This is a genomic window from Haematospirillum sp. H1815, assembly GCF_012102705.1.
Lineage (GTDB): Bacteria > Pseudomonadota > Alphaproteobacteria > Rhodospirillales > Rhodospirillaceae > Haematospirillum.
This window is the reverse complement of the sequence record NZ_JAAVTA010000005.1, coordinates 62,614-83,327: the sequence shown is the minus strand read 5'-3', so window position 1 is coordinate 83,327 and position 20,714 is coordinate 62,614. Positions and strand designations below refer to the sequence as shown.

16 protein-coding genes are annotated in these 20,714 nt (G+C 54.1%); 10 read left to right on the top strand and 6 right to left on the bottom strand.

The genetic code is table 11. The annotated features are described in order from the left end of the window. Window positions 1-3 precede the first annotated feature (3 nt). Genes HEQ60_RS06015 through HEQ60_RS05980 form a run of 8 tightly spaced genes read left to right on the top strand, consistent with a single transcriptional unit; the run spans window position 4 to window position 10,398 of the window. Complete coding sequence (locus HEQ60_RS06015; RefSeq protein WP_168070568.1) at window positions 4-2,688, top strand: putative virulence factor; 2,685 nt, start codon at window positions 4-6, stop codon at window positions 2,686-2,688. Between the two features lie 18 nt (window positions 2,689-2,706). Continuing rightward, the gene (locus tag HEQ60_RS06010) at window positions 2,707-3,744 is read left to right on the top strand and encodes a tetratricopeptide repeat protein (RefSeq protein WP_168070565.1); all 1,038 of its coding nucleotides are present in this window, start codon (window positions 2,707-2,709) and stop codon (window positions 3,742-3,744) included. A gap of 1 nt (window position 3,745) precedes the next feature. Beyond that, window positions 3,746-5,743: a vWA domain-containing protein gene (locus tag HEQ60_RS06005; protein ID WP_245183793.1), complete on the top strand. Its 1,998-nt coding sequence runs from the start codon at window positions 3,746-3,748 to the stop codon at window positions 5,741-5,743. Further along, entirely contained in the window at window positions 5,740-6,450 is a 711-nt protein-coding gene (locus HEQ60_RS06000; protein WP_168070562.1) for an ABC transporter ATP-binding protein, read from the top strand. The genes HEQ60_RS06005 and HEQ60_RS06000 overlap by 4 nt, the downstream gene beginning before the upstream one ends. Beyond that, the gene (locus tag HEQ60_RS05995; protein ID WP_168070559.1) at window positions 6,450-7,643 is read left to right on the top strand and encodes an ABC transporter permease; all 1,194 of its coding nucleotides are present in this window, start codon (window positions 6,450-6,452) and stop codon (window positions 7,641-7,643) included. Before HEQ60_RS06000 ends, HEQ60_RS05995 begins: the two co-directional genes overlap by 1 nt. Then, window positions 7,636-9,159 (top strand): formylglycine-generating enzyme family protein, encoded by a 1,524-nt coding sequence (locus HEQ60_RS05990; protein ID WP_168070556.1) that lies wholly within the window; start codon window positions 7,636-7,638, stop codon window positions 9,157-9,159. Before HEQ60_RS05995 ends, HEQ60_RS05990 begins: the two co-directional genes overlap by 8 nt. A 20-nt stretch (window positions 9,160-9,179) precedes the next feature. Continuing rightward, window positions 9,180-9,887, top strand: coding sequence for a hypothetical protein (locus HEQ60_RS05985; protein ID WP_168070553.1), 708 nt, complete (start codon window positions 9,180-9,182; stop codon window positions 9,885-9,887). Between the two features lie 16 nt (window positions 9,888-9,903). After that, a complete protein-coding gene (locus HEQ60_RS05980) occupies window positions 9,904-10,398 on the top strand; it encodes a hypothetical protein (RefSeq protein WP_168070551.1) in 495 nt (164 codons plus the stop codon). 7 nt (window positions 10,399-10,405) lie between these two features. Here HEQ60_RS05980 and HEQ60_RS05975 read toward each other — a convergent pair whose 3' ends face one another. Beyond that, window positions 10,406-11,299, bottom strand: a complete 894-nt coding sequence (locus HEQ60_RS05975; protein ID WP_168070548.1) for a S1 family peptidase — start codon at window positions 11,297-11,299, stop codon at window positions 10,406-10,408. A gap of 381 nt (window positions 11,300-11,680) precedes the next feature. Between HEQ60_RS05975 and HEQ60_RS05970 the strand changes: the two genes are divergently transcribed. After that, window positions 11,681-12,436 carry a 5'-methylthioadenosine/adenosylhomocysteine nucleosidase gene (locus HEQ60_RS05970; protein WP_168070545.1) on the top strand — a complete coding sequence of 252 codons (756 nt, stop codon included), beginning with the start codon at window positions 11,681-11,683 and terminating at the stop codon, window positions 12,434-12,436. Window positions 12,437-12,438: 2 nt separating this feature from the next. Here HEQ60_RS05970 and HEQ60_RS05965 read toward each other — a convergent pair whose 3' ends face one another. The 4 genes from HEQ60_RS05965 to HEQ60_RS05950 form a co-directional block, all read right to left on the bottom strand. Next, window positions 12,439-13,551 carry an HDOD domain-containing protein gene (locus HEQ60_RS05965; RefSeq protein ID WP_168070542.1) on the bottom strand — a complete coding sequence of 371 codons (1,113 nt, stop codon included), beginning with the start codon at window positions 13,549-13,551 and terminating at the stop codon, window positions 12,439-12,441. Further along, window positions 13,548-15,257 carry an ATP-binding protein gene (locus tag HEQ60_RS05960; protein WP_168070539.1) on the bottom strand — a complete coding sequence of 570 codons (1,710 nt, stop codon included), beginning with the start codon at window positions 15,255-15,257 and terminating at the stop codon, window positions 13,548-13,550. The genes HEQ60_RS05965 and HEQ60_RS05960 overlap by 4 nt, the downstream gene beginning before the upstream one ends. A 17-nt stretch (window positions 15,258-15,274) precedes the next feature. Next, window positions 15,275-15,892, bottom strand: a complete 618-nt coding sequence (locus tag HEQ60_RS05955; protein ID WP_168070537.1) for a response regulator — start codon at window positions 15,890-15,892, stop codon at window positions 15,275-15,277. A gap of 204 nt (window positions 15,893-16,096) precedes the next feature. Next, the gene (locus HEQ60_RS05950; protein WP_168070535.1) at window positions 16,097-16,864 is read right to left on the bottom strand and encodes a hypothetical protein; all 768 of its coding nucleotides are present in this window, start codon (window positions 16,862-16,864) and stop codon (window positions 16,097-16,099) included. 937 nt (window positions 16,865-17,801) lie between these two features. Between HEQ60_RS05950 and HEQ60_RS05945 the strand changes: the two genes are divergently transcribed. Then, window positions 17,802-19,817: a methyl-accepting chemotaxis protein gene (locus tag HEQ60_RS05945; protein WP_168070533.1), complete on the top strand. Its 2,016-nt coding sequence runs from the start codon at window positions 17,802-17,804 to the stop codon at window positions 19,815-19,817. Between the two features lie 66 nt (window positions 19,818-19,883). Here the strand turns inward: HEQ60_RS05945 and HEQ60_RS05940 are convergent, their stop codons facing one another. Continuing rightward, window positions 19,884-20,708 (bottom strand): SapC family protein, encoded by an 825-nt coding sequence (locus HEQ60_RS05940; RefSeq protein WP_168070531.1) that lies wholly within the window; start codon window positions 20,706-20,708, stop codon window positions 19,884-19,886. Window positions 20,709-20,714: the final 6 nt, after the last annotated feature.

Below are 20,714 nucleotides of genomic sequence, written 5' to 3'. Positions count from 1 at the left end.
ACGGTGAGTAAAGGGCCCGCAGTTGTGACGGCTACTCCCGAGGGATTGGTTGAGGCCTGCAAGGCACTTGCCGATGGCGTGGACGAAGGAATTTCTTGGGTTCGGGACGTGCGGCCGGACAGTGCGCGGCTTGACCGGGAGGCAGATGGAATCAGTATTCATCTGCACCGCGAGGGTGGTCGTGCCAGAAGATTGGCTGCCGCTGTGGCACAGCCCGTGGCTGTTGGCTTTTTCGGTCTGTCCCAAGCGGGGAAATCTTATCTGATATCGGCCTTGGCCCGTGGAAAGGGCGGGGCCCTTGAAACAGATATGGATGGTCAGCGACTGAACTTCATTGCCCATATTAATCCACCAGGAGGAGGCAAGGAAGCAACCGGCATCGTCACCCGCTTCACGCGCCGTCGTCTGCCAACACCAGCGGGTTTTCCTGTTGCCTTGCGTCTTTTCAGCGAAGCGGATCTGGTCCGGATTATTGGTAACAGCTTCTTTATGGACTTTGATCGTCAGAAGGTCAGCGTCTGTTCGGATCCGGCTGTTATCGCCCTGCGCTTGGATGCTGTTGCCCGTAAGTCATCACCTAGTCCAACAGGGGGGATGGGAGCTTCTGATGTTGTTGATCTGATGGATTATTTCAACAGTCGTTTTCCGCGTGACATGGAGCCGTACAAGGCTGGATTTTGGTTGCGGGCTGTAGATCTTGCCCCCCGCTTGGATACACGGGGTCGGGCGGAGCTATTCTCTCTGTTGTGGGGTGATATTCCGGAATTAACAGCTGTCTGGGTCCATCTGGCAGAGACGTTGCGGTCAATCGGTCATGCTCCACGGGTCTTTGCCGCACTGGATGCCTTGGTTGTGCCGGATGGAGCGGGTGGATTCAGCCAGAAAAACAGCATCATGAATGTTGATATGTTGGCAGGGCTCGGGCGAGATGGCATGGGGATGGTTCAGGTTGTAACCCATCAGGACTCGGCGAAAGAAAGTGCTGTTGCTGTTGCTCGTCCCGTTCTGGCGACCTTGGCCTGCGAGATGATTTTTTGCTTGGCGGACCCACCGCAGGCTTCCCTGCTTGAACAGGTTGATCTGCTTGATTTTCCCGGGTACCGCGGTCGCCTGAATGTGGGGCGTCTGGCCGATGTGGCAGAGCGTCTTGAAGGCCGTGACCCGGTTGCGGAACTTGTTCTGCGTGGCAAGGTTGCCTACCTTTTTGAACGGTATACCGAAGATCAGGAAATGAATGCCTTGGTCTTGTGCACACCTTGCCACAAGCAGTCCGATGTCAATGATCTGGGGCCGGCGTTGCAGGCATGGATCGAGTCAACGCAGGGGGCGACACCAGAAGAACGTTCCCGCCGGGATTCCGGGTTGGTGTGGACAATCACCATGTTTGATGAGCGTCTGAAACCTCGCCCTGATGAAACCATGGATCTGATCCGCGAGGGATGGGGCGGGATGATGCGCCTGACGTTGTTGGAGAAGTTCGAACAGTTTGAATGGGTCAACACTTGGGCCCCGAATCAGCCCTTTGACACGGTGTTTCTTGTGCGTAAACCCGGAATGGCTCCGGGCGTTATTGAAATGGAGGGACGGCAGGAAGTTGCCCTTGCCAAAGGACAGGAGCAACGTCTTGCGGCCATGCGTGGTACCTTTGTTGAGGATGCCAGCGTCAGGCGCCATGTCCGTGAACCTGCTACGGCGTGGGATTCGGCTTTGACGCTTGATGATGGAGGTATGGCGCGTCTGGCGGCCTATCTGGGTACGGTGGCAAAACCGGATGTAAAGCTGGGACGTATTGCCGAGCAGGTGTCCGATATCCGTGGGCGTCTGGTCTCATCTGTTCTTGGTCCTTTCTATCAGGTTGATGGTGAGGGCGCCGTTGCTCACAAACAGGAGCTGGCTCGTCAGGTGCAGATTGCCTTGCAGCAGCGGCTTGACCGTTTTGGCGAGCTTCTTCATGCCTTGCAGCCAACACATGAACGGCTGCGTACGTTGTATTACGACCTGGAAGAAACAGGTGCTGACGAAGGGCAGGATCATGCTGATCTGGAGACAGGGAGTCTGTTCAGCCTTGATCTGTCTGGTTTCGGCCCGGTTGTCACCGACCCTGCCCCCGCCTCCTCACCCGGGAAGGGGGGGCGGGCAGCTCGCTATGCCCGTGCTGTCATGTCTGACTGGATGCGGAGTATACGCGATATTCCCGCCAATATGCAGATGCACCGTTTTCTGGGTATGACCGGGGACACCCTGCAAATTCTGGTCGATGAGCTAATAACAGGTATGACACGGTGTCGCCTGGAGGCTCAGCTGATCGATGCCCTGCGGGAAGCCGAGGAAAGGGCTTCGACAACCCGTGGGCAACTGGCAGATCGGCAGACATTGGTTGCGGCAACATGTCTTGGATCTTGGCTAGACTGGCTTGGCTTTGGGGGTATCCCTACCGACAAGCGGCCTGTTTCCTCTCATATTGCGGGGCGTCGTCTGTTCTCTGCCCCTGCTCCTGTGGCTGATCCTCCTGATCTGCCAGACGCACCGATCAACTATCCAGCGCTGTATTTGGTCGACTGGATAGATGCATTTCGTGAAATGGCTGTGTCCAATGCCGGTCATCTTGCCGGCAGCGAGATTGGGCCGGAGCATAATCGTCGTTTGGGACGCCTTCTGGATCGTATGAAGGGGGCGCCTGTCTCCTGAGAGATGGAACCGTTGTTTATGGTGTCAAAAGCTGAACTTGTCCCCGATATCGAGCGTGGGCCAGGGTATACTGTTCTCAAGGTGTCCGGGCTGCCAGCGGGAAATGGGCGTTTGCAGATCCTGCGTAACCAGGGTCAGGATTTTCTGAACTCCTGCGGGGGTTGGCAGGCCGAGCAGTGCTGGCACGATGTGCATTTTGACAGCACGGGAAGAGCCTTTTTTGGTCCGCTTATTACGGATTGTCTTGCTGTCTTGCCGCCAAATGCCCGTATTCAGCTGACGGTCGAAAGCTCGGGGATTATGGCCCGTGGTGTGCAGGGCGTGACAGGTCTGTATCCATCACATGCTGCTGTTGCGGATGCTCCGGCTCCGCATGTAGAGCAGCTATTACCTGAGCCGATAGTGATGGAGCCGGTAGTCCTGTCTGATCCGGCTCCCGATATTCCTGCCAAAGAATCGCTCCCGGTCTCCGGTTCGGGTTCTTCTCTGGCAAAGTTCCTGCTGCCCGCAGCTCTTGTTCTGGCCTTGTGTGTCGTTGCCGGTGGTTTCTGGTACTGGGATGATTCTCATACCCCGTCAGATTCTTTTGTTCTTCAGCCTGCACAGGATGGGGGGCACCGTACCGCGCCAGCGGATGTAAAAACGCGCGAGGATCTGGCCGCATTTCTTGGCAGCTCACCTTCTGTGGATGAGGCCGTAGATTTAGCGGATGACCTGATGCGCCGTGAAAAGGCTGATCTGGCGATGTTGGCCTACCGGTACGCTGCACGGTCGGGGCACCCTGGTGCATCTCTGGCCTTGGGGCGGTTTTATGATCCCGAAACACATCAGCCAGGTTCCAGCCCGATTGAAAAGCCGGATGCGGAAACAGCAGCTTATTGGTACGAGCCGGCTGCGCTGTCCGGTCATGCAGAAGCCCAAAGAAGGCTGGGCCAGATTCTTCTTGCTCTTGATCCGAATGGTTATGGTCGCGCAAAAGGTCTGGACTGGTTGCGCAAGGCTGCGGCCTCTGGTGATGACGTGGCGAAGTCTGTTCTGCGTGATCTGGGAGAGTAGGATGGTGCGGGCCAAAGTTGCCATTTATCGCGCGTCAGTTCGCATGCTGATGTTCTTTACCGTGATCCTGTGTGTTGGTCAGGCACTTACCGCATACGCACGTTCTCCCCTGATCATGCCGGGCAAGACAACCCTTTATGAAAGGGTGCTGACCCGTCCGGGTACTGTCCTCAAGCGCAGTCCGGGTGATGGGCCGGGCATGCAACAGCCGGCCCTGACCCGTTTCTATGTTTATGACCGCAAGATAATAGGCGATGTTCCCTGGCTTGAAGTTGGCCTGACAGCCAACGGCCAGGTCGATGGCTGGGTTGAGGCTGGATTTACATTACCTTGGAAACAGCAGCTGACATTGGCCTTCACCAATCCGTCCGGGCGCGAGCGGGCGTTGTTGTTCCGGGACAGGGACAGCCTTGCCTCCGTTGTTGAAGCCGATCAACCGGCCCTGCGCATCGATCCCTTGCGCAAGGCGGTGCTGGCAGGTGGGCATGATCCCCATATCGTGTCTGTAGAGCCTGAAAACTACGTTGACCTTGCCAGTCATTTTTACCTTCTTCCCATCCTTCAGGCGGAGGAAACCTTCAGCGGCCATGGGCACCGTGTTCGGATGCTGGAAATTGCTTCCGTCAGTCGTGATGGGGGCAAGGCTGTTGCCGCGCCAACACCTTCTCCCGGGGGTGTCAGCGCGTTGCGGAACTTTACGGCCGCTGTTGTTTTTGTGATTGATTCCACAGTTTCAATGGGCCCCTACATTGACCGTACTCGTGAAGCGGTGCGGCGAATTTACGGTCATATCGAGAAGGCAGGGCTTCTGGATCAGGTGCGATTCGGCATGATTGCCTTTCGTTCCAATGTCGATCGCACCCCGGAACTGGACTATGTATCCAAGGTGTTTGCCGATCCATCCGAGGTGCGCAGCGGTAAAGAATTCCTGGATCGTGTTGCGGACTTGAAGGCGGCAACTGTGTCTTCTGCGCGTTTTTCCGAAGATGCCTATGCCGGTATCATGACGGCAGTGGAGCGTATCCAATGGTCTTCTTTCGGTGGGCGGTATGTGATCCTTATCACCGATGCCGGTGCCTTGCGGGGTCAGGATCCCCTGTCGTCAACCCGACTGGATGCGGCCCAGGTTCGGCTTGAGGCCCAGCACCGCGGGCTTGCCGTTTATGCCCTTCACCTGAAAACCCCGGCCGGGAAAGCCAATCATGCTGAAGCGGAGGCCCAGTACAAGGATCTGACCCGTCATCCCCTTTTGCAGCGTCCACTGTATTATCCTGTTGAATCAGGGGCTGTGGATGTTTTTGGTGCAATGGTGGATGCCTTGGGTGATGCGATTGTCGAGCAGGTTGGTGCTGCCCGGCGCGGTGAGTCGGTTCCGGGTGCTGCCCGGACAGCAGATCCCGGCTATGTGCAATCAGGAGGTAGTCTGTCGCGTGTTCGTCAGGACGCGGCCATGTTGGGGCATGCCATGCAGCTGGCCTGGCTTGGTCGTACGGAAGGAACACAGGCTCCGCCTCTCTTTTCGGCATGGATTGCCGACCGTGACCTTGAACATCCTGAGATACCAACAACTGAAGTTCGCGTTCTGCTGACCCGGAACCAGCTTTCGGATTTGCGGCAGGTGTTGCAGACAATCAGTACGGCAGGGCAGGCGGCGCAACTGTCACCGGGCGATTTCTTTGCCCAACTGCGGTCTGTTGCGGCAACGCTGGGTCGCGATCCCAACATTGTGAAACGTGACAAGGCTCGTCGGTTGGCGGATCTGGGGTTGCTTGGTGAATATCTGGACGACCTGCCCTATAGGTCCAAGGTTCTGGACCTTGACCAACAGACATGGTCAAGCTGGAGCATAAGCCAGCAACAGGCTTTCCTTGACGAAATAGAACGGAAACTCCGCCTGTACCAGGTGTATAATGATGATGTCAGCCGCTGGGTTTCCTTGGATGGCGGTCTTGATCCCGGAGAGGCGGTGTATCCGGTTCCTCTGGATGCTATGCCGTGAGCACGCGTGTTCTTGATATCCAGTCCCTGGAAGGGTCTCGCGGGGGATTTCGTTTCGTCCTTCCGTCCCTGACCTTGTCTTCCGGGCAGGCAATGATTGTGACAGGGCCAAGTGGTTGTGGCAAAAGTACCTTGCTGGATATCCTTGGCTTGGTTCTGCAACCGGGATCGGCAGGCACCTTCCAGGTCCGGGGTGTTGATATCCCAGCTTTGTGGGCGCTGGGGCAGGAGGATGTCTTGGCCCGGCTTAGGGCCGAACGTCTTGGTTATATTCTCCAGACCGGGGGATTGCTGCCTTTCGTGGATGTCTTGGCCAACATACGGCTTTCAGCGCGAGAGGCGTTTGTCTTGGATCCTGCGTGGGAAGGTTATCTGCTTGATGTGCTTGGTTTGCGCTCCCTTGTATCCCTGATGCCCTCGGCTCTGTCCATTGGTGAGCGCCAACGGGTGGCAGTGGCCCGCGCTCTTTTGTATCGCCCTGATCTAGTGCTTGCTGACGAGCCAACGGCAGCGCTTGATCCGGCTCGTGCTGCTGATGTCATGGCCCTGTTGCTGGAATTGGCGAAAGCATCCGGATCTGCCTTGGTTTTTGTCAGTCACGACCAGTCCCTTGTTGGCAGTATGGAGTTGCCAACACTGGTTGGATCTTCCGCTCAGGATACATCTGGTTCCCGGACCCTTTTTACATGGAAAGGAGCTCCCCCGTGATGGCCTGGCGTATTATCCGGTTATCGTGGGCCGATTGCCGCCATGACTGGCGTGTGGCGATGTGCCAAATCTTGGCGCTTGCTGCGGTTATGGCGCCGCTTCTGGTTCTTCTGGGTCTGAAAACCGGTATTGTCGAGACCCTGCGATTCCGTCTTCTCCAGGATCCTCGGAATTTGGAGATTCTGCTTGTCGGGAACTATCGGCTGGGTCCGGACTGGTTCGGGAAATTGAAGGCGCTGCCAGAGGTTGGATTTGTGATACCGCGGACCCGTTCCCTGTCGGCAACGCTGGATGTGCGTACAGCTTCTGGTCGCTCTGTCGAAGGGATGGAGCTTGTGCCTTCTGGCCCCGGTGATCCATTGTTTTTGCCGGTTGGGCCTTTTCCATCCGGCTTTGACCGGATCGTTCTGAGCCGGGCGGCAGCAGATCGGCTGGGTGCCAAGGAAGAGGATACCTTGACAGGGTTTTTGACCCGTACGGTATCCGGAGAACGGCAGGTCATACAGTTGCCGCTGGTTGTTACCGCTATACTGCCCGAAGATCGTTTCCCAAGGCCTGCTGCCTTTGTTGCCTTGTCCTTGCTGGTTGCCGCCGAGGACTGGCGTGACGGACGAGCAGATACACTGTCAGACCCCGCGAATATGGATACACGCTCTTTTGCCAGTGCACGGCTTTTTGCGCGTGATCTTGATGGTGTTGTTACCTTGGCGGCTCGTCTTCGTGCGGAGGGGATGGAAGTCAGAACACGTGCCAATGATATCGAGATGGTGCAGGCTGTGGACCGGGTCCTGACCTATATTTTTTCTGTTCTCGCATTGCTGGCAACGGGTGGGTTTGTCTTGTCCATGGCAGCAGGGTTATGGGCCGATGTCGAGCGGCGAAAGCGTGATCTGGCCCTGTTGCGTCTTGTCGGCTTTGATGGTCGTTCTGCAGCACTGTTCCCGGTAACGCGGGCGCTTCTGGTGGCGGCATGTGGTATTGCTGTGTCACTTGTGTTGTATGCCATTGTGGCCGCTTTGTTCAACAGAACCTTGACGACCAATCTGTCGGGAGAGGGGTTCGTGTGTGATCTTGATCTTTGGTCCGTTGTGATTGCTGCCCTTCTGACCTTAGTTTTGTCCGCCTTGTCGGCAGCGGTTGCGATGCTTCGGATTCTGGCGCTTGAGCCAGCGGAGAGTCTGCGTGATGTCTAGGTCCTTTTTTGTTTTCCTGCTCTTCTTGTGTTCCTCATCGGCAACGTGGGCACGATGGGATGAGAAGTACTATAATCCGAAGCCTATGCAGGATGATGTCATCATTCCATTGCCATGTGACGGAGCCATGGTCTTCCGAAAGGTGGCGATACCGGTTGATGGCCCCTTGGGTGACAGGCGGCTTGTCCTTGGCAGTACCGCCGGCGGTCCCGGCTATCTTGAGGGCACACGAACCGAATGGTTGGCGGGGGGATTTCGTGATAGCCCGGTTCAGACCTACTTCCTGATGGCGCGTTATGAAACCAATGTTCTTCAATATCAGTCTGTCATGGGGTCCGGCTGTCCTGTTCCCGGACCTCAGGGCCGGTTGCCCCAGGGGGCTGTTGGCTGGTTCGATGCGCTGTCTTTTACCGAGAAGTTGACCACTTGGTTGCGCAAGACACAGCCCGACTCTCTTCCGCGTCAGGGAGATGAGGCTGGCTTTGTCCGTCTGCCTACCGAGACCGAATGGGAATATGCGGCCAAGGGTGGTGCATCCGTATCCCCTGCGGATTTTAACGAGCCTGTTTTTCCCATCAAGGAATCGCTGTCTCGCCATGCCTGGTATGCCGGCACGCAATCTGCCAACGGTAAGCCACAGTTTGTCGGCCTTCTTGAGCCAGGTCCGTTGGGCTTGCATGACATGCTGGGTAATCTGGATGAGATTGTGCTGGATACGTTTCATTTGGTTCGACCTGGACGGTATCATGGTCAGCCGGGAGGTTTTGTCGTCCGTGGGGGGCACTACATGACTGCAGAAGCAGACATCCGCACGTCTCTGCGTTCCGAGATTCCTTTCTTTGATGCGTCAGGACCACGCCGGGTAGCAACAACAGGTTTCCGTGTTGTGATGTCCGTTCCGGCCCTGACGTCCCGGGCCACCGCAAAATCAGTCCAGGAGGCGTGGAACCATTTGGGATCAGAAGCAGGCGGGGATGAGGGGCCACGAGCTAAAACACCGTCTGCGGATTTGTCTCTTCTGGCTGACACAGTCGCCGACCCGGTTCTGGAACGTCGTCTGCGCGAGATAGGGAACAGGCTGAAAGCTGATCTGGCCGCCCGTGATGAGGCTCGTGACCGGGCTGTACGCACTACGCTCAGGATGGGAGCCTTTTTGGGGCAGAAACTATCCGATGATGGACAGTGGGTTGCCCAGCTTGAATCAATCTGGAAGAACCAGCACAATAGTGAACCCGAGGGTGAGCGGGCATCAAGCTACCGTCAACAGCTTGATGAAAATACTGCGGCCTTGCAGGATAATCTGAGGTATTACGCTGATACGGTTGTTCGTACAGCAGAAGAGTATGACGAGGCCACTTTGTCACGGCAAAAGAGTATTCTGGTTGTCGAGATGAAGAATCTGGGCTTGTCTCACCTGTTACCGTATATCGATCGCCATCTATCACACGTTCTGGTATATCGTACGAACCAGCAGATTCGCCGAAAGGCTTGGCTTGAGGACTTTGTTAAACTGTAGCAGTCGGCAAGAGGTTATGTATGAGGGTAGCGGGGAAAGTAACGGCCTTTATTCTTGGGATCAGCCTGTTGTTGTCCGGATGTGCGACAACACGGGATGAGTCATCCATGACGCCGGCTGAGAAGCGCATGCGTGAGCAGGCTGCAACGTTTAATCAAACGATTGCGGAAGGTGCGGCCTTGGGCTGCGTGGCGGGCATGTTGATTGGCGTGCTGGCTTCCGGTCGCGGGGGTGGTGAGCGTGGTCGTGGCATTGCCTTCGGCTGTGCAGCCGGTGCAGCTGTTGGTGGTGCGGCAGGATACTATGTTGCAGACAAGCAGGAGGAGTATGCTTCGACAGAAGAGCGTCTGGAAGCCATGACCACCGATGTTCGTGCTGACAACCAGCGGCTTGCTGATTTGATTGATGCCAGCCGCCAGGTTATTGCAACAGATACAAAAACGATCGAGCGTCTGGAGAAGCAGATTGCAGCCGGGCAGATCAGTCGCGAGAAGGCCCGTACCCAGCTTGCAGATGTTGATGACAATACCAAGTATCTGGAACAGACGGTCGCAAACCTGAAGAAGAGACACGAGGAATATGCCATTGCCCGTGGGAAGACACAGGGTTCAAAACAGAAACTGGCGACAATGGATGCTGAAATATCGCGTCTGGAGCAGCAGATCTCTGTTCTTGAGAAAGACCTGGATGGTCTTGTGCAACGTCGCAAGGTATCCCGTATTGGCTAGGGCAGGAGAGAAGACAGTGTTTTCCCGGTTGGTATGTCGTGGACTGGTTGTGTCCTTTGGTGTTGTTTTGTTGGCGGGGTGCGCATCCAACACAGATCCTGCCCAAGGCGGCTTTTTGTCCGGCGTTCGTCATTTAGCATCCGGGGGCTATGAGGAACGGGTCAAGGAGAGGCAGGAAGCCCTGGAGAATGAGCAGGACCTCAACACGCAGAAGAAACGCGAATACGACCGGACACAGCAGGAACAAGCATCTGTTGCGGAAGATCGTGCCGCTGCAGAGAAGCGCTATGCCCAGCTTGAGAAAGAGCTGCGTACGTTAAAGGGTAGGCTGGAGAAAGCCAAGGGGCGTAACAATGACCTGAAGGCAGAGATAGCGTCCCTGGAAGCAAAGATTGCCCAGCTGCGGAGCGATCCGGTAACACCAGTCCCGGAAAAGAAACGGCGTCTTGATGCCCTGCAGCGTCAAAAAGAAGATTTGAACCGACAGGTAGACCGGGCTCTGGGGCAGTAAGGTTTGATTAGTTGCTAGTGCAGGGTGTTGTCTGGATTGTTGGTTGGATACCCTGTCCTTTTAGAAACTGAATCAGGGGCCCGGCCGGTATGGCGTACCCGGTATTGCTGGCCTGTTTGACATCAACACGAATAAACGTGTTGATGCCTATGGCCCGTCCGCAGGCATCAACAAGGGGGCCGCCGCTGCTTCCCCCTGAGATGGAAGCGGAATGTGCGATGCTGGGTGCTGCTGTCTTGCGGTTCTGGATAGCCATGATAGAGCCACGGGATAGGATGACATCGGGCAGTGTGGATAGATCGCCTTTCATAAAACGACGAAACCCAACGTCGTTGCCAAGTACAAGTGCGGGAAAGCCTGCTGCAATGACGTGATCCAGTTCTGCAGCACCCTCGGCAAGTGGCAGAAAGCCGGGGGAGGGTGATCCGTTTACTTTTAGCAAGGCGAAGTCGGAAGCGGTCTCCCCTTCTCCGGAAAGGGTTGCAACAATCTCGGCCCGCTGTATCCCCGCCGATCCTGGACCGACTACAAAAACCCCCTCGGGGCCGGCAGAAGAGACGACGTGATAGTTGGTCACAATGTGATGCTTGTCTACGAAGAATCCGGAGCCACTGTCTGCTGGAGTTACCACCATGACAACAGCCTGTTTCAGGCGTTGCGCCAAGCTGCCTTCAGGGATGGACACGGGATTGTTCGGTTGTGATACAGGGCTTCCGGCAAGGAGATTGCGTGCCTCATCCTCATGTGTACAGAGATCAGTTTGCAAGAGCGCATGGACTTCGTGCAAATAGCGTTCCAAGGCAGCGCGATCCTGTGCCATTACGTGTCCTGCCGACAGGCTCCACAGATAGAGTGTGCCAAGGATAAGCTGAAGAGAGCGAACAACGCGGCGTGCGACCATGTATGGGCCCGGTCAAAGTGGGAAAGTGTTTCCAGCTTCAATTATACTGCTTGCTTTACATCAGGCTAGATAATCATTGGTTTTTGTTTTGCAGATGAGAGAGTTGTAACATACCTCGCTGCATATCGTACCCCTTGCGCGTCGTCGCCTTACGGCTTGGGATATTGGTGTGCACGGCGCAGATGGTTCTGGTATGATCTTGTATGCTGATACAGATGGCGATACGGATACTGAAGAACTCAGTATTACCTTGCTTGGTGTTTTTGAACTCAGTCCGGATGCAATTACGCTATAGATTTTACATATAATGTGCTTATTTTCTTGATAAGAAATGTAATTTTGCGTATTTCATCCTCAATCCTTTCTAGATTGGGAGCGTACATGACCTCGATCGGCATTATGAGTGCGATGCACGAAGAGTTGGCAGCTGTTCTGGACGGTTTGCCCGATAAGCAGTGTGTGCGGGTGGCTGGGCGAGACTTCTGGCTTGGAAATTGGCATGGTCATTCGCTAGTCGTGGTGCTTTCACGCATTGGTAAGGTGGCTGCAGCAACGACGGCAACCGTTTTGATTGAACGTTTTGGTGTGCAGAAGATTGTCTTTACGGGGGTTGCAGGTGGTATAGGAACAGGGCTGAGGGTTGGTGATGTTGTGTTGGCACATAGTTTTGTGCAGCATGACATGGATGCCTCGCCTCTGTTCCCACGGCATGAAGTGCCTCTGTATGGTCTGAGTCATTTTGAGACTGACAAGGCGCTGTCTGCGCGTCTGGGGAGTGCGGCCCAAACCATTCTTGCCGACGTTGGCGGGCATGTCGGTACTGATGCTGTTGATACATTTGCCTTGCAGGCGCCTCGTTTGCATGAGGGGCTGATCGCCAGTGGTGACCAGTTTGTTTCTGATGCATCAAGGAGTCACGGCCTGAGAAAAGATCTTCCTGATGCTCTTGCTGTTGAAATGGAAGGTGCTGCTGTGGCACAGGTCTGTGCGGATTACGAGATTCCGTTCGCAGCGCTTCGTACCATATCAGATTGTGCTGATGATAATGCTTCCGCTGACTTCAGTCGTTTTATTCGTGAAGTAGCCAGCCTCTATAGTCAGGCGATGTTGTCTGAATGGTTGAGGTCCGGTGCGTGATGTCAGGCTGGTGTGGCCAATGACTGTGTGGTGTATTCAAGTGGATCTTCAGAAAGAAGATTTTGCAGGATAGGGGCAATCGGGCCGGGATCGTGCCCGGCCGGTGCACAGGGTGAGAGTGCGGTTAAAGCCCACACAATATCATCCTGAAAGCCCCATAATCCCAAGAGATAGGCCCCGAGTTCAGCGTGGTTGATGCCCATGGTCTCCTGCTCTGCATCCAGAAGGCGGAGCCGGGTGCCTGCCGTATCGCATGCTAGTTTTGTGTAGGACTGGGGCATGTCGTTCAACAGAACAAGAACGCCGATTTCACATAGCATGCCGGCAATACGTGCCATCTGCACCTTTGTGCTGGGTAATCCCGCATCGGCCGCACGTCCTGCACATTCCGTAGATAACCGCATGGCCCGTGCTTGCAAGTCACTCATAAGGATTGCAGCAGGACCGGTCAGTTTGAAGCTGCTGAATATACCGACATTGAAAACAAGCATGCGTATGATATCGGTGCCAAGAAGCCGGATTGCCTGCTCGATACTCGTTGCTGTGTTTGTCAGGGCAAAGTACTGGCTGTTTGTCAGCTTCAGAACCTCGGCGACCATGGCAATGTCGTCTTTCATGACGGTCGCAAGTGCATCGGTTGATGTAAGCGGTGACTCCAGAAGTGCGAGAAGCCGCGTGTATCGTTCTGATGGAGAGGGAAGGGCGTGAAGTTTGCCGGCGATACTGTGCAGGGCCGTTCTTGAAAACGACTGTCGCAGGGCCAAGGCCCGGACGATAACCCCCATGAGCTGTTCAAAAGAACATGGCTTGGCCAGATATTGGTGCGCTGATCCCGCGACAGAAACAATGCTCTCTATGTGTGAATAGCCTGATAGTACAATGCGTACGGATTGCGGGGACAGGATACGAACCTGCTCCAGGAATTCTGCACCATTCATGCGCGGCATTTGCATATCGCTGATAACAATATCGTAGGCACCCTGACGCAGAAGATTCATGCCTTCTGTCCCCGAAAGGGCAAAGTCACAGTGCCATGTGCTGCCCCGGCTTATGGTCAGGCGCTTGAGCCCTTGCAGGAGTCTTGGGTCATCATCAACAAACAGGATGCGACTCATCGCCAGTGTCCTTCTTCCGAGAAGGTCTCAACAGACTCCCCATAATTCTGGGACAATGGAGGGTCAAAGGGAATTCGCACAACGAAGATTGTACCACCTCCCTCACGGTTTTGGATATCAATCCGGCCCTTGTGCTTGCGCACCACAATGTCATGAGCAATCGCCAGCCCTTGTCCGGTTCCTCGACCCACATCCTTTGTTGTGAAGAAAGGCTCAAAAATTTTGTTGCGTATATCATCGGGAATACCGCACCCGGTATCTGCAATTCTAACCTCGACAAAATCACCGTCCTGACGGGTTGAAACCGTGATCTTCCCCATTTGGGTATCATTATGATCCGTAATGGCATGTGCGGCGTTGACGATCAGGTTCAGGAAAACCTGATTGAGATCACCAGGCAAACCAGTTACAGGGGGCAGGTTATTTTCAAAATCTGTTTCCACTTCGGCAACGAGTTTCCATTCATTGCGTGATATGGTGATGGTACTTTGCAGATTATGATTCAGGTCAAAGGGGACGGGATCTTTCAAGCTTGGGTGTGAGAACTCCTTCATTGCCATGACGATCCTGCTGACCGCCTCTATACCCTCCAATGCCTGCTCAAGAGCCAAGGGGGCTTCCGGCCCAATAAAGCCAAGATCCAGCTTCCTGCATCTTTCTGTTGCCGCTTGTACGGACGTATCATTGTTTGTACCGTCTGCCACATCTATAGCGATGGCAATGAGTTCCGGCAGCACGCCGGCCACAAAACGAACATTGTCGCCTATGTATTGAATTGGTGTGTTGATTTCATGAGCTATGCCGCCGGCAAGTGTTCCGATTGCTTCGAGCTTCTGGGCCTGTCGTCGCTCTTCCTCCAGACGCTTTTCTGCATCTTGGGCCCGTTGCTGTTCCGTGACGTCGCCCACAGTGACCAGCAGGTTGTTGTCCGGAGTGATCTGCAAGCGGACAAGGTAGTACTGTCCGTTCAGGCAGCGGAATGTTACCGGTCTCATGATGCGTGTAAACCAGTTGTCCAGCAGATCCCGTACATCGGCAGGGTTCTCCGCACATGACGAGAGTGCATCATGCAAGGTGAACGCACTGTTGAAGCGCCCCCCTGCCTTTTCAATCATCTGCCGCAATCGTCTGTTGCGTAACGTGATGGTACCGTCGGTCTGGCACAGGGCAAAGCCCTCGGCGATTCCCTCTATTGCGATGTGAAGGCGTGCTTCAGCAGACTGAACAGCTTCCCGGGCTGCAACATCGGCGGTGATGTTTTTCCCGATGCCACGGTAGCCTTTCCAGTGACCGTGACGATCCAGAATGGGTGCCCCGCTGATGCTGATGTGCATCATCTGTTGTTCTGGTGTGGGGATGGTAAAGGTCAGGTTTGAGAATGGTGCACGTGTGCGGAATGCTTTTTCCAAGCCGGGAGGGGAATTTTTGCTGGGTCGCCCGAGAATCTCCCTTCGCGTTCTTCCGATAACATCGGATACGGGGATTCTGGTTATATCCGTGAACGATGGCGTGATGGTTGTGATGCGTCCCCGGCGATCTGTTTCCCAAACCCAGTCTGCAGCAATATTGATGACGCTGGCCATGCGTTTCTGTTCGGCGGCACTTTTCTGATTCTCGGTGTAGAGCCGTGCATTCCGGCGCAGAAGAGCAAGAACTATGGCCGTTGAAATACCAAGAGCAATATAAAAACCTGTCAGCTCCACCATAGGACTGGTTCCATTTCTCAGTGGGTGCTGTAAATGGTCAGGTTTTCTCCTATACGGCCTTCTTCCAGAAGCTTTCTGAGTTTGCTCAGGAGGTCCTGGTCAAGAACGGTGCCACTGGTAACAAGAACCCGTCCATCCCGATCCAGGACGCTGGCTGCTACCTCATCCCCGTTGCGCAAACGATAAACTTGGGTTTGTCGTGCATGGCGCGATTCTGCTGCTGGGGTATCAAAATGCCGTGCATTGTTATTGCGCCGGTTGGCTTGTTCATAGGAAACAATGCCCTCGCGAATAATATCACGCAGTTTTGCAGGTGTGCAGGGTTTGAGGAGGTAGCGGAAAACCAAGCCGTCTGACAGAAGCTGTGTTGCGGCATCGGCGTTCGGCTTTCCTGTCAGGACAATACGGCAGGTACGCGGAGAATGTTTCCGCACCTGCTCAAGGAGCTGCAAGCCGTTGACAGCTGGCATGTCCATATCTGTTACCATGACAGCGAAGCGTTCTCCATCTAGGAAAAGGCGCATGGCTTCAACGGCGTTCTCTGCTGTCTCCAGCTCGAACTCTCCGTGGAATGTGCGGCGAAGGGCAGACAGAACGTTTTGTTCGTCGTCAACAAACAGAACTCGCGAAACCATGTGGTTTTTCCGATGGTCAAGGTTCAGGGTGTATACGTGGGGCAATTCCGACGGTATGCACTGAGGTACGGTGATTTCTCCCGAAGGTCCTATATATGGTCCTGAATATTATTTGACAAGTGAAATGTGTGGATGGGTTTTCTGCATTCTATTTGAAATGGATTTTCATGTAAGTATGATTATCTCTCGTTGTTGTTTATTGTACTATATATTGTCTTTTTTTATAGGAACCCATTCATTAAAATAATCCTTTTTATTTGTTTTATGATTTATGGGTACGAGCTGTATGCTTTCTTTCCGGCCCTTATGTTTCATGGCTCGCCACTTTGGGTTATACTGACTTAGCTTGTTATTTTTATCGATTGTGCTGATCTCATTGTCGTGCCTGCCTGTTTCACGGTCTATAGGGGACCACTCAGGGTCATCGCTGTCGGATGAAGTAATCGAAATGAAGAAGTCTGTGCTGTCTTGCCCCGTTCTCGCGCTAGAATCGGCATCGTTAACAGCCGCAGATTCTGCCAGCGGCGTTGCTTCTGTTTCCATGGCAAGGATCGTCTGCTCTTTGAAATCTCCTTGGGCATCAAGAAGGCTGTTTCCCTTGTTGGATGCAAGGCAAACAAGCGGAGCAGACATGCCATCTCCTACAATACGGAATCGGGCGCCAACCAGCTTCTGTCCAACGGCAATCGCAGCTTCAGTTGCGCGCCGGCGTCCTTCAAGTTCTGAAAGGCGTGGGAATGCCAAGAGAAAAACGCCCTCTTCGCTAAAAACGCGTACAGGGTTCCCGTGTCCTGCAACTTTACGCAGAGTTGCTTCTGCAAGCATAATAGCCTTTGCGCCAACCCGGTCCCATGTGTCTCCAATGGCTTGGCGAAACTGGGTTAGGCTAACGAGATGAACCTCCAGTTCCGGTTTGCGTTGCAGTATTTCTTCCAGCGTAAGGTCTACCCAGTGATCTTCTTCGCCTTTCATGGGCTCCATGTGGAGGGGTGCAGAGTCCGTTGATGTAGACGAAGGGATCGCTACCTGCGAGAAGAAGCCGCGTAGGCTGCCCCAAAGGCCTCTTTTCTTGCTTTGTGTGTTGTTCTGTGGCGTGTCGTCGCTGTCTGCCATCCTGTAGCCGCCGTTCCAGAAATACCTAAGGCCTTTACTATATCATTCTGTTGGGCTTTACCTTCAAGGCATGCTGTCTTCTTTATAGTCATAACGAATATTATGCGACTTTATGGCGTAAGGCCACCAAAACCATCCATGTGTGGGATGTTACGTGTCATATTCAGGCCGTTTTGTTATATGGCTTCGCTCTTTTGTTTTTGTCTCTGCGAGGTAGAGTGCGTGCTCTATGGCTTTTATATCTTCGCACTCTAAGACGCCTGTTTGCAGAATGCGACGCAAGAGTGCTTTAAGGAGGGCCATCTTGGATCCCGGGCTTGCGTGTCGTTTGTCCAAGTCTATAGGGATTTCCGTAAGTTTTCTGGTACGTTGCGTTGTGCTGATGTGTATGGGTGCCATGGATTCTGTCGCTTTTCCTAAGGGCTGCCATAGCACGTATGGGCATGGATCATGCCATCTAGGCTGGGTGTACACTTTTCTTGTCGGACACTCCTTTCGCATATCTTTTGTATATCTTTGGTTATATTTATCTATGTATTGAGCTGCTTGGAATGTTCATTTATATATTGTTCTGATCGATATATCTCGTGAAATCATAAGCATCAATAAATTGATATAATTCAAATGCTCAACTCTTGATCCACATTTCTTTCTTTATTTCCACCCCCTAATCTCAATAGTTTTATTTTGTTATTATTGAAGCCCCTGGTAGCAGAATATATTCTGTGTTTCAGTCACGTTCCGCAGATTCCAGATCTGCCAGAGTGACTGTTGCTATTGGGGGAGAGACTCTGTCATGTTCAAGGCGATGTCGCAGTTCCGGGTTTCAACGCGCATTTTTACGGGTTTCTCTGTTTTGTTGCTTGTAATAGCTGGTTTTGCTTCAGCCTTGTGGTGGAGCGGACGGGAATCAGCGCGTTCCCTGAGTGCTATTACGTTTGGGGCTGAGCTGACCGTCAGAAGTACTGCGGCAGATGCCGATCTGCAGACCATGAGGCGTTTGGTAACAGCGTTCTTCTATACCAATGACTTGTCGCATGTTGATCCTGTGCGGCGCCAGGCGGCTGTTGTCAGGCAACATTTTGACAACTTGATTCTGGATACCCAGGATCCCTATGTGCAAGACCAGCTCCGGCAGGCTGTAAAGCAGATTGCTTCTTATCTGGAAAGTTTCGAGAAGCGGGCAGCGCTGACCGAGGAACGCAACAAGATGGTCCAGGAGACCATTGATCGCTTCGGGCCGGATACCCTGTCCTTGCTTAACAAGATACGTGCAGATGCAGAGGCTGCGGGGCAGGCTTCTGTGGCTTTTCGCGCAGCAGAGATTTCCGAGAAATTTACAGCGGCGCGTTTTGCTGCCCGCGGTTTCTTGGTTGATGACCGACAAGATCCTGTCACGACCGTCATTCCGGCCTTGGATGAGGCTCTTGCTGGTGCAGCTTCTTTGCGTCAGCAATTGGCGCGCGTTGGGAAAGCTGATGTGGGTGCTCGCCTTGTTGGTTTGATTACGGGATACAGAGCCTCTTTCAGCCGCGTCGCCGAGATTTCCCTGTATAACAGGGATGTTATTCAGCCCCAGATGGCAGAGCGCGGTGCAGCCTTGGTGCGTATGGCGGAAGATATTCGTATTGCCGGGGTTCGTGGTTTCCACGAGCAATCCACTGCAGCGCTTGATGTTCTTGCCAGTACCCGGACAACAGCCAGCATTATTGCTGTTTTTGTTTTGCTGGCCGGTATCTTGTTTGCGTCTGTGGTAGCGCTTGGCATCAGTCACCCCCTCAAGTCCATTACCGCGGCCATTCGCAGACTTGCCGAGCGTGATGTGACGGTTGCTATTCCAGCTTTGGACTACAAGGACGAGATTGGGGAAATTGCAGCGGCTCTTGAAGTGTTCCGGCACAATATGATCCAGAATGAGGCCCTGCAGGCTGAACGCCAGGCCGATGCTGAAGCCAGGGCCGCCAGAGGTGTTCGCCTGGGTGAGCTGATGCAGATTTTTGACCGTGATGTTGGAACTCTTCTGCAAACGGTGGCCAGTGCGACAGATGAACTGAATGCAACGGCACAGTCCATGTCGGCCATTGCCGAGGAAACCAGTTCTCAAGCCCTGTCAGTTGCTCAATCCTCTGAGCAGGTATCGACCAATGTTCAAATGGTTGCCAGTGCTTCTGAACAGCTGGGGGCTTCAATTCAGGAAATCAGTCGTCAGGTTCACGAGTCTTCCGAGCTTTCGCGTTCGGCCATGATGCGTGCCCATGATGCAACTCATGCTGTGCTGGGGCTTAAATCCACAGCGGTGGAAATTGGGGCTGTTGTCAACCTGATTACCGACATAGCGGGACAAACCAACATGCTGGCCCTGAATGCCACCATAGAAGCGGCGCGTGCTGGCGAGTATGGAAAGGGCTTTGCCGTTGTAGCCAGTGAAGTGAAGGATCTGGCCTCGCAAACAGCAAGGGCTACAGAAGAAATACGGCAACGGATCGATGCCATTCAGACGGCTGTCGGGAACGCAGCAGATGCCATCGAGATGATCGTATCATCTGTTGATGAGGCAACCAATGCTGCAGCCGCCATTGCCAGTGCGGTGGAAGAACAAAGCGCCGCCACCCGTGATATTTCGGCCAATGTCAGCCAGGCTGCGACGGTAACAACCGCTGTGACATCGACTATTTCCGGGGTCAGCGATGCGGCCCAAGAGACCGGGGCTGCTTCCGGGAAGGTTTTGAACGCATCGCAGACACTGACAGAAGACGCACGACAGTTACGTTCGCTTGTCGAACGTTTTCTTGCCAATGTCAGAGCCGCCTGAGGGCGCTGTTATCCGGAGCCAGACACCTTGGTTTGGCTCCGGTTGGAAGTCTCTTCTGATTCTTTCTCAGAACTTCAGTTCGATATCCTGATTCTGTCCCATGTCCAGCATGTCTTCCAGTTTTGGCTTCTTGTCTTGCTGGCGAGCTATCTGGTCCTGAATGGTTGCGGCGCGTTGCAGGTTCTCGGTTTGCGCAAGACTGCTCAGATGGTTGTAGATCAGGGGCAGTGCGCCAACCTTGCGCAGACCAAGGAATACCTCATCCGACAGGGCATCAAGGGCCTCGGCATCAACCTGATACAGGTTTTTCATGTGCAGGGGCTTGTTATTTTTATTGATTGTCAGGCTCCAGGGTCTGAGGAGTCCGGCTTTGGAAATTGCGGATAACTTGGCCCGTGTGTTGCCGTGATCGTTAGCAACCGCCGTCAGGAATTCAAGGCGTGTCTTCATGTCGGCCGACAAGCTGCCGTCCTTCTCGAACAGCGGGCGAGCCTTGGGATCTTTGGTGGTGTCCGTCAGAAGCGGGCTGTTTTCGTCAATGCATAAAACCAACTGGTCCTGTGCATCCGGGGCGCGCATCAACCGGAAGGGTACGGCACGCAAGACAGCAGGGATATAGCCAGCCAGCCACCGCCCATCCGGGGCGACAAACCAGTTCTCTCCTGCCGATACGGAATGAATGCTGACCAGTTCAAATTCTTGTTGATCTTCGGGCGCATCCTTGGCCGATACTTGCATGATGGCCACAGGAAAAAAGGCGGCGCAGCGGTGTGCCTCGGCGCTGACAATGGTCAGGATCGGGCTGCTGGCCGCAAAGGACCATCCCCTGTTTGTAATCAGTCCCAAGTTTCTGTGGTTCTCGACGCTGAGCGGGATCAGGGATTGGTGCATGATGGT

Bases quoted from the DNA above. Each gene is read 5' to 3' on its own strand.
- HEQ60_RS06010 (WP_168070565.1), top strand. From the start codon at position 2,707: ATGGTGTCAAAAGCTGAACTTGTCCCCGATATCGAGCGTGGGCCAGGG.
- HEQ60_RS06005 (WP_245183793.1), top strand. From the start codon at position 3,746: ATGGTGCGGGCCAAAGTTGCCATTTATCGCGCGTCAGTTCGCATGCTG.
- HEQ60_RS05995 (WP_168070559.1), top strand. From the start codon at position 6,450: ATGGCCTGGCGTATTATCCGGTTATCGTGGGCCGATTGCCGCCATGAC.
- HEQ60_RS05990 (WP_168070556.1), top strand. From the start codon at position 7,636: ATGTCTAGGTCCTTTTTTGTTTTCCTGCTCTTCTTGTGTTCCTCATCG.
- HEQ60_RS05985 (WP_168070553.1), top strand. From the start codon at position 9,180: ATGAGGGTAGCGGGGAAAGTAACGGCCTTTATTCTTGGGATCAGCCTG.
- HEQ60_RS05975 (WP_168070548.1), bottom strand. From the start codon at position 11,299: ATGGTCGCACGCCGCGTTGTTCGCTCTCTTCAGCTTATCCTTGGCACA.
- HEQ60_RS05970 (WP_168070545.1), top strand. From the start codon at position 11,681: ATGACCTCGATCGGCATTATGAGTGCGATGCACGAAGAGTTGGCAGCT.
- HEQ60_RS05965 (WP_168070542.1), bottom strand. From the start codon at position 13,551: ATGAGTCGCATCCTGTTTGTTGATGATGACCCAAGACTCCTGCAAGGG.
- HEQ60_RS05960 (WP_168070539.1), bottom strand. From the start codon at position 15,257: ATGGTGGAGCTGACAGGTTTTTATATTGCTCTTGGTATTTCAACGGCC.
- HEQ60_RS05955 (WP_168070537.1), bottom strand. From the start codon at position 15,892: ATGGTTTCGCGAGTTCTGTTTGTTGACGACGAACAAAACGTTCTGTCT.
- HEQ60_RS05950 (WP_168070535.1), bottom strand. From the start codon at position 16,864: ATGAAAGGCGAAGAAGATCACTGGGTAGACCTTACGCTGGAAGAAATA.
- HEQ60_RS05945 (WP_168070533.1), top strand. From the start codon at position 17,802: ATGTTCAAGGCGATGTCGCAGTTCCGGGTTTCAACGCGCATTTTTACG.
- HEQ60_RS05940 (WP_168070531.1), bottom strand. From the start codon at position 20,708: ATGCACCAATCCCTGATCCCGCTCAGCGTCGAGAACCACAGAAACTTG.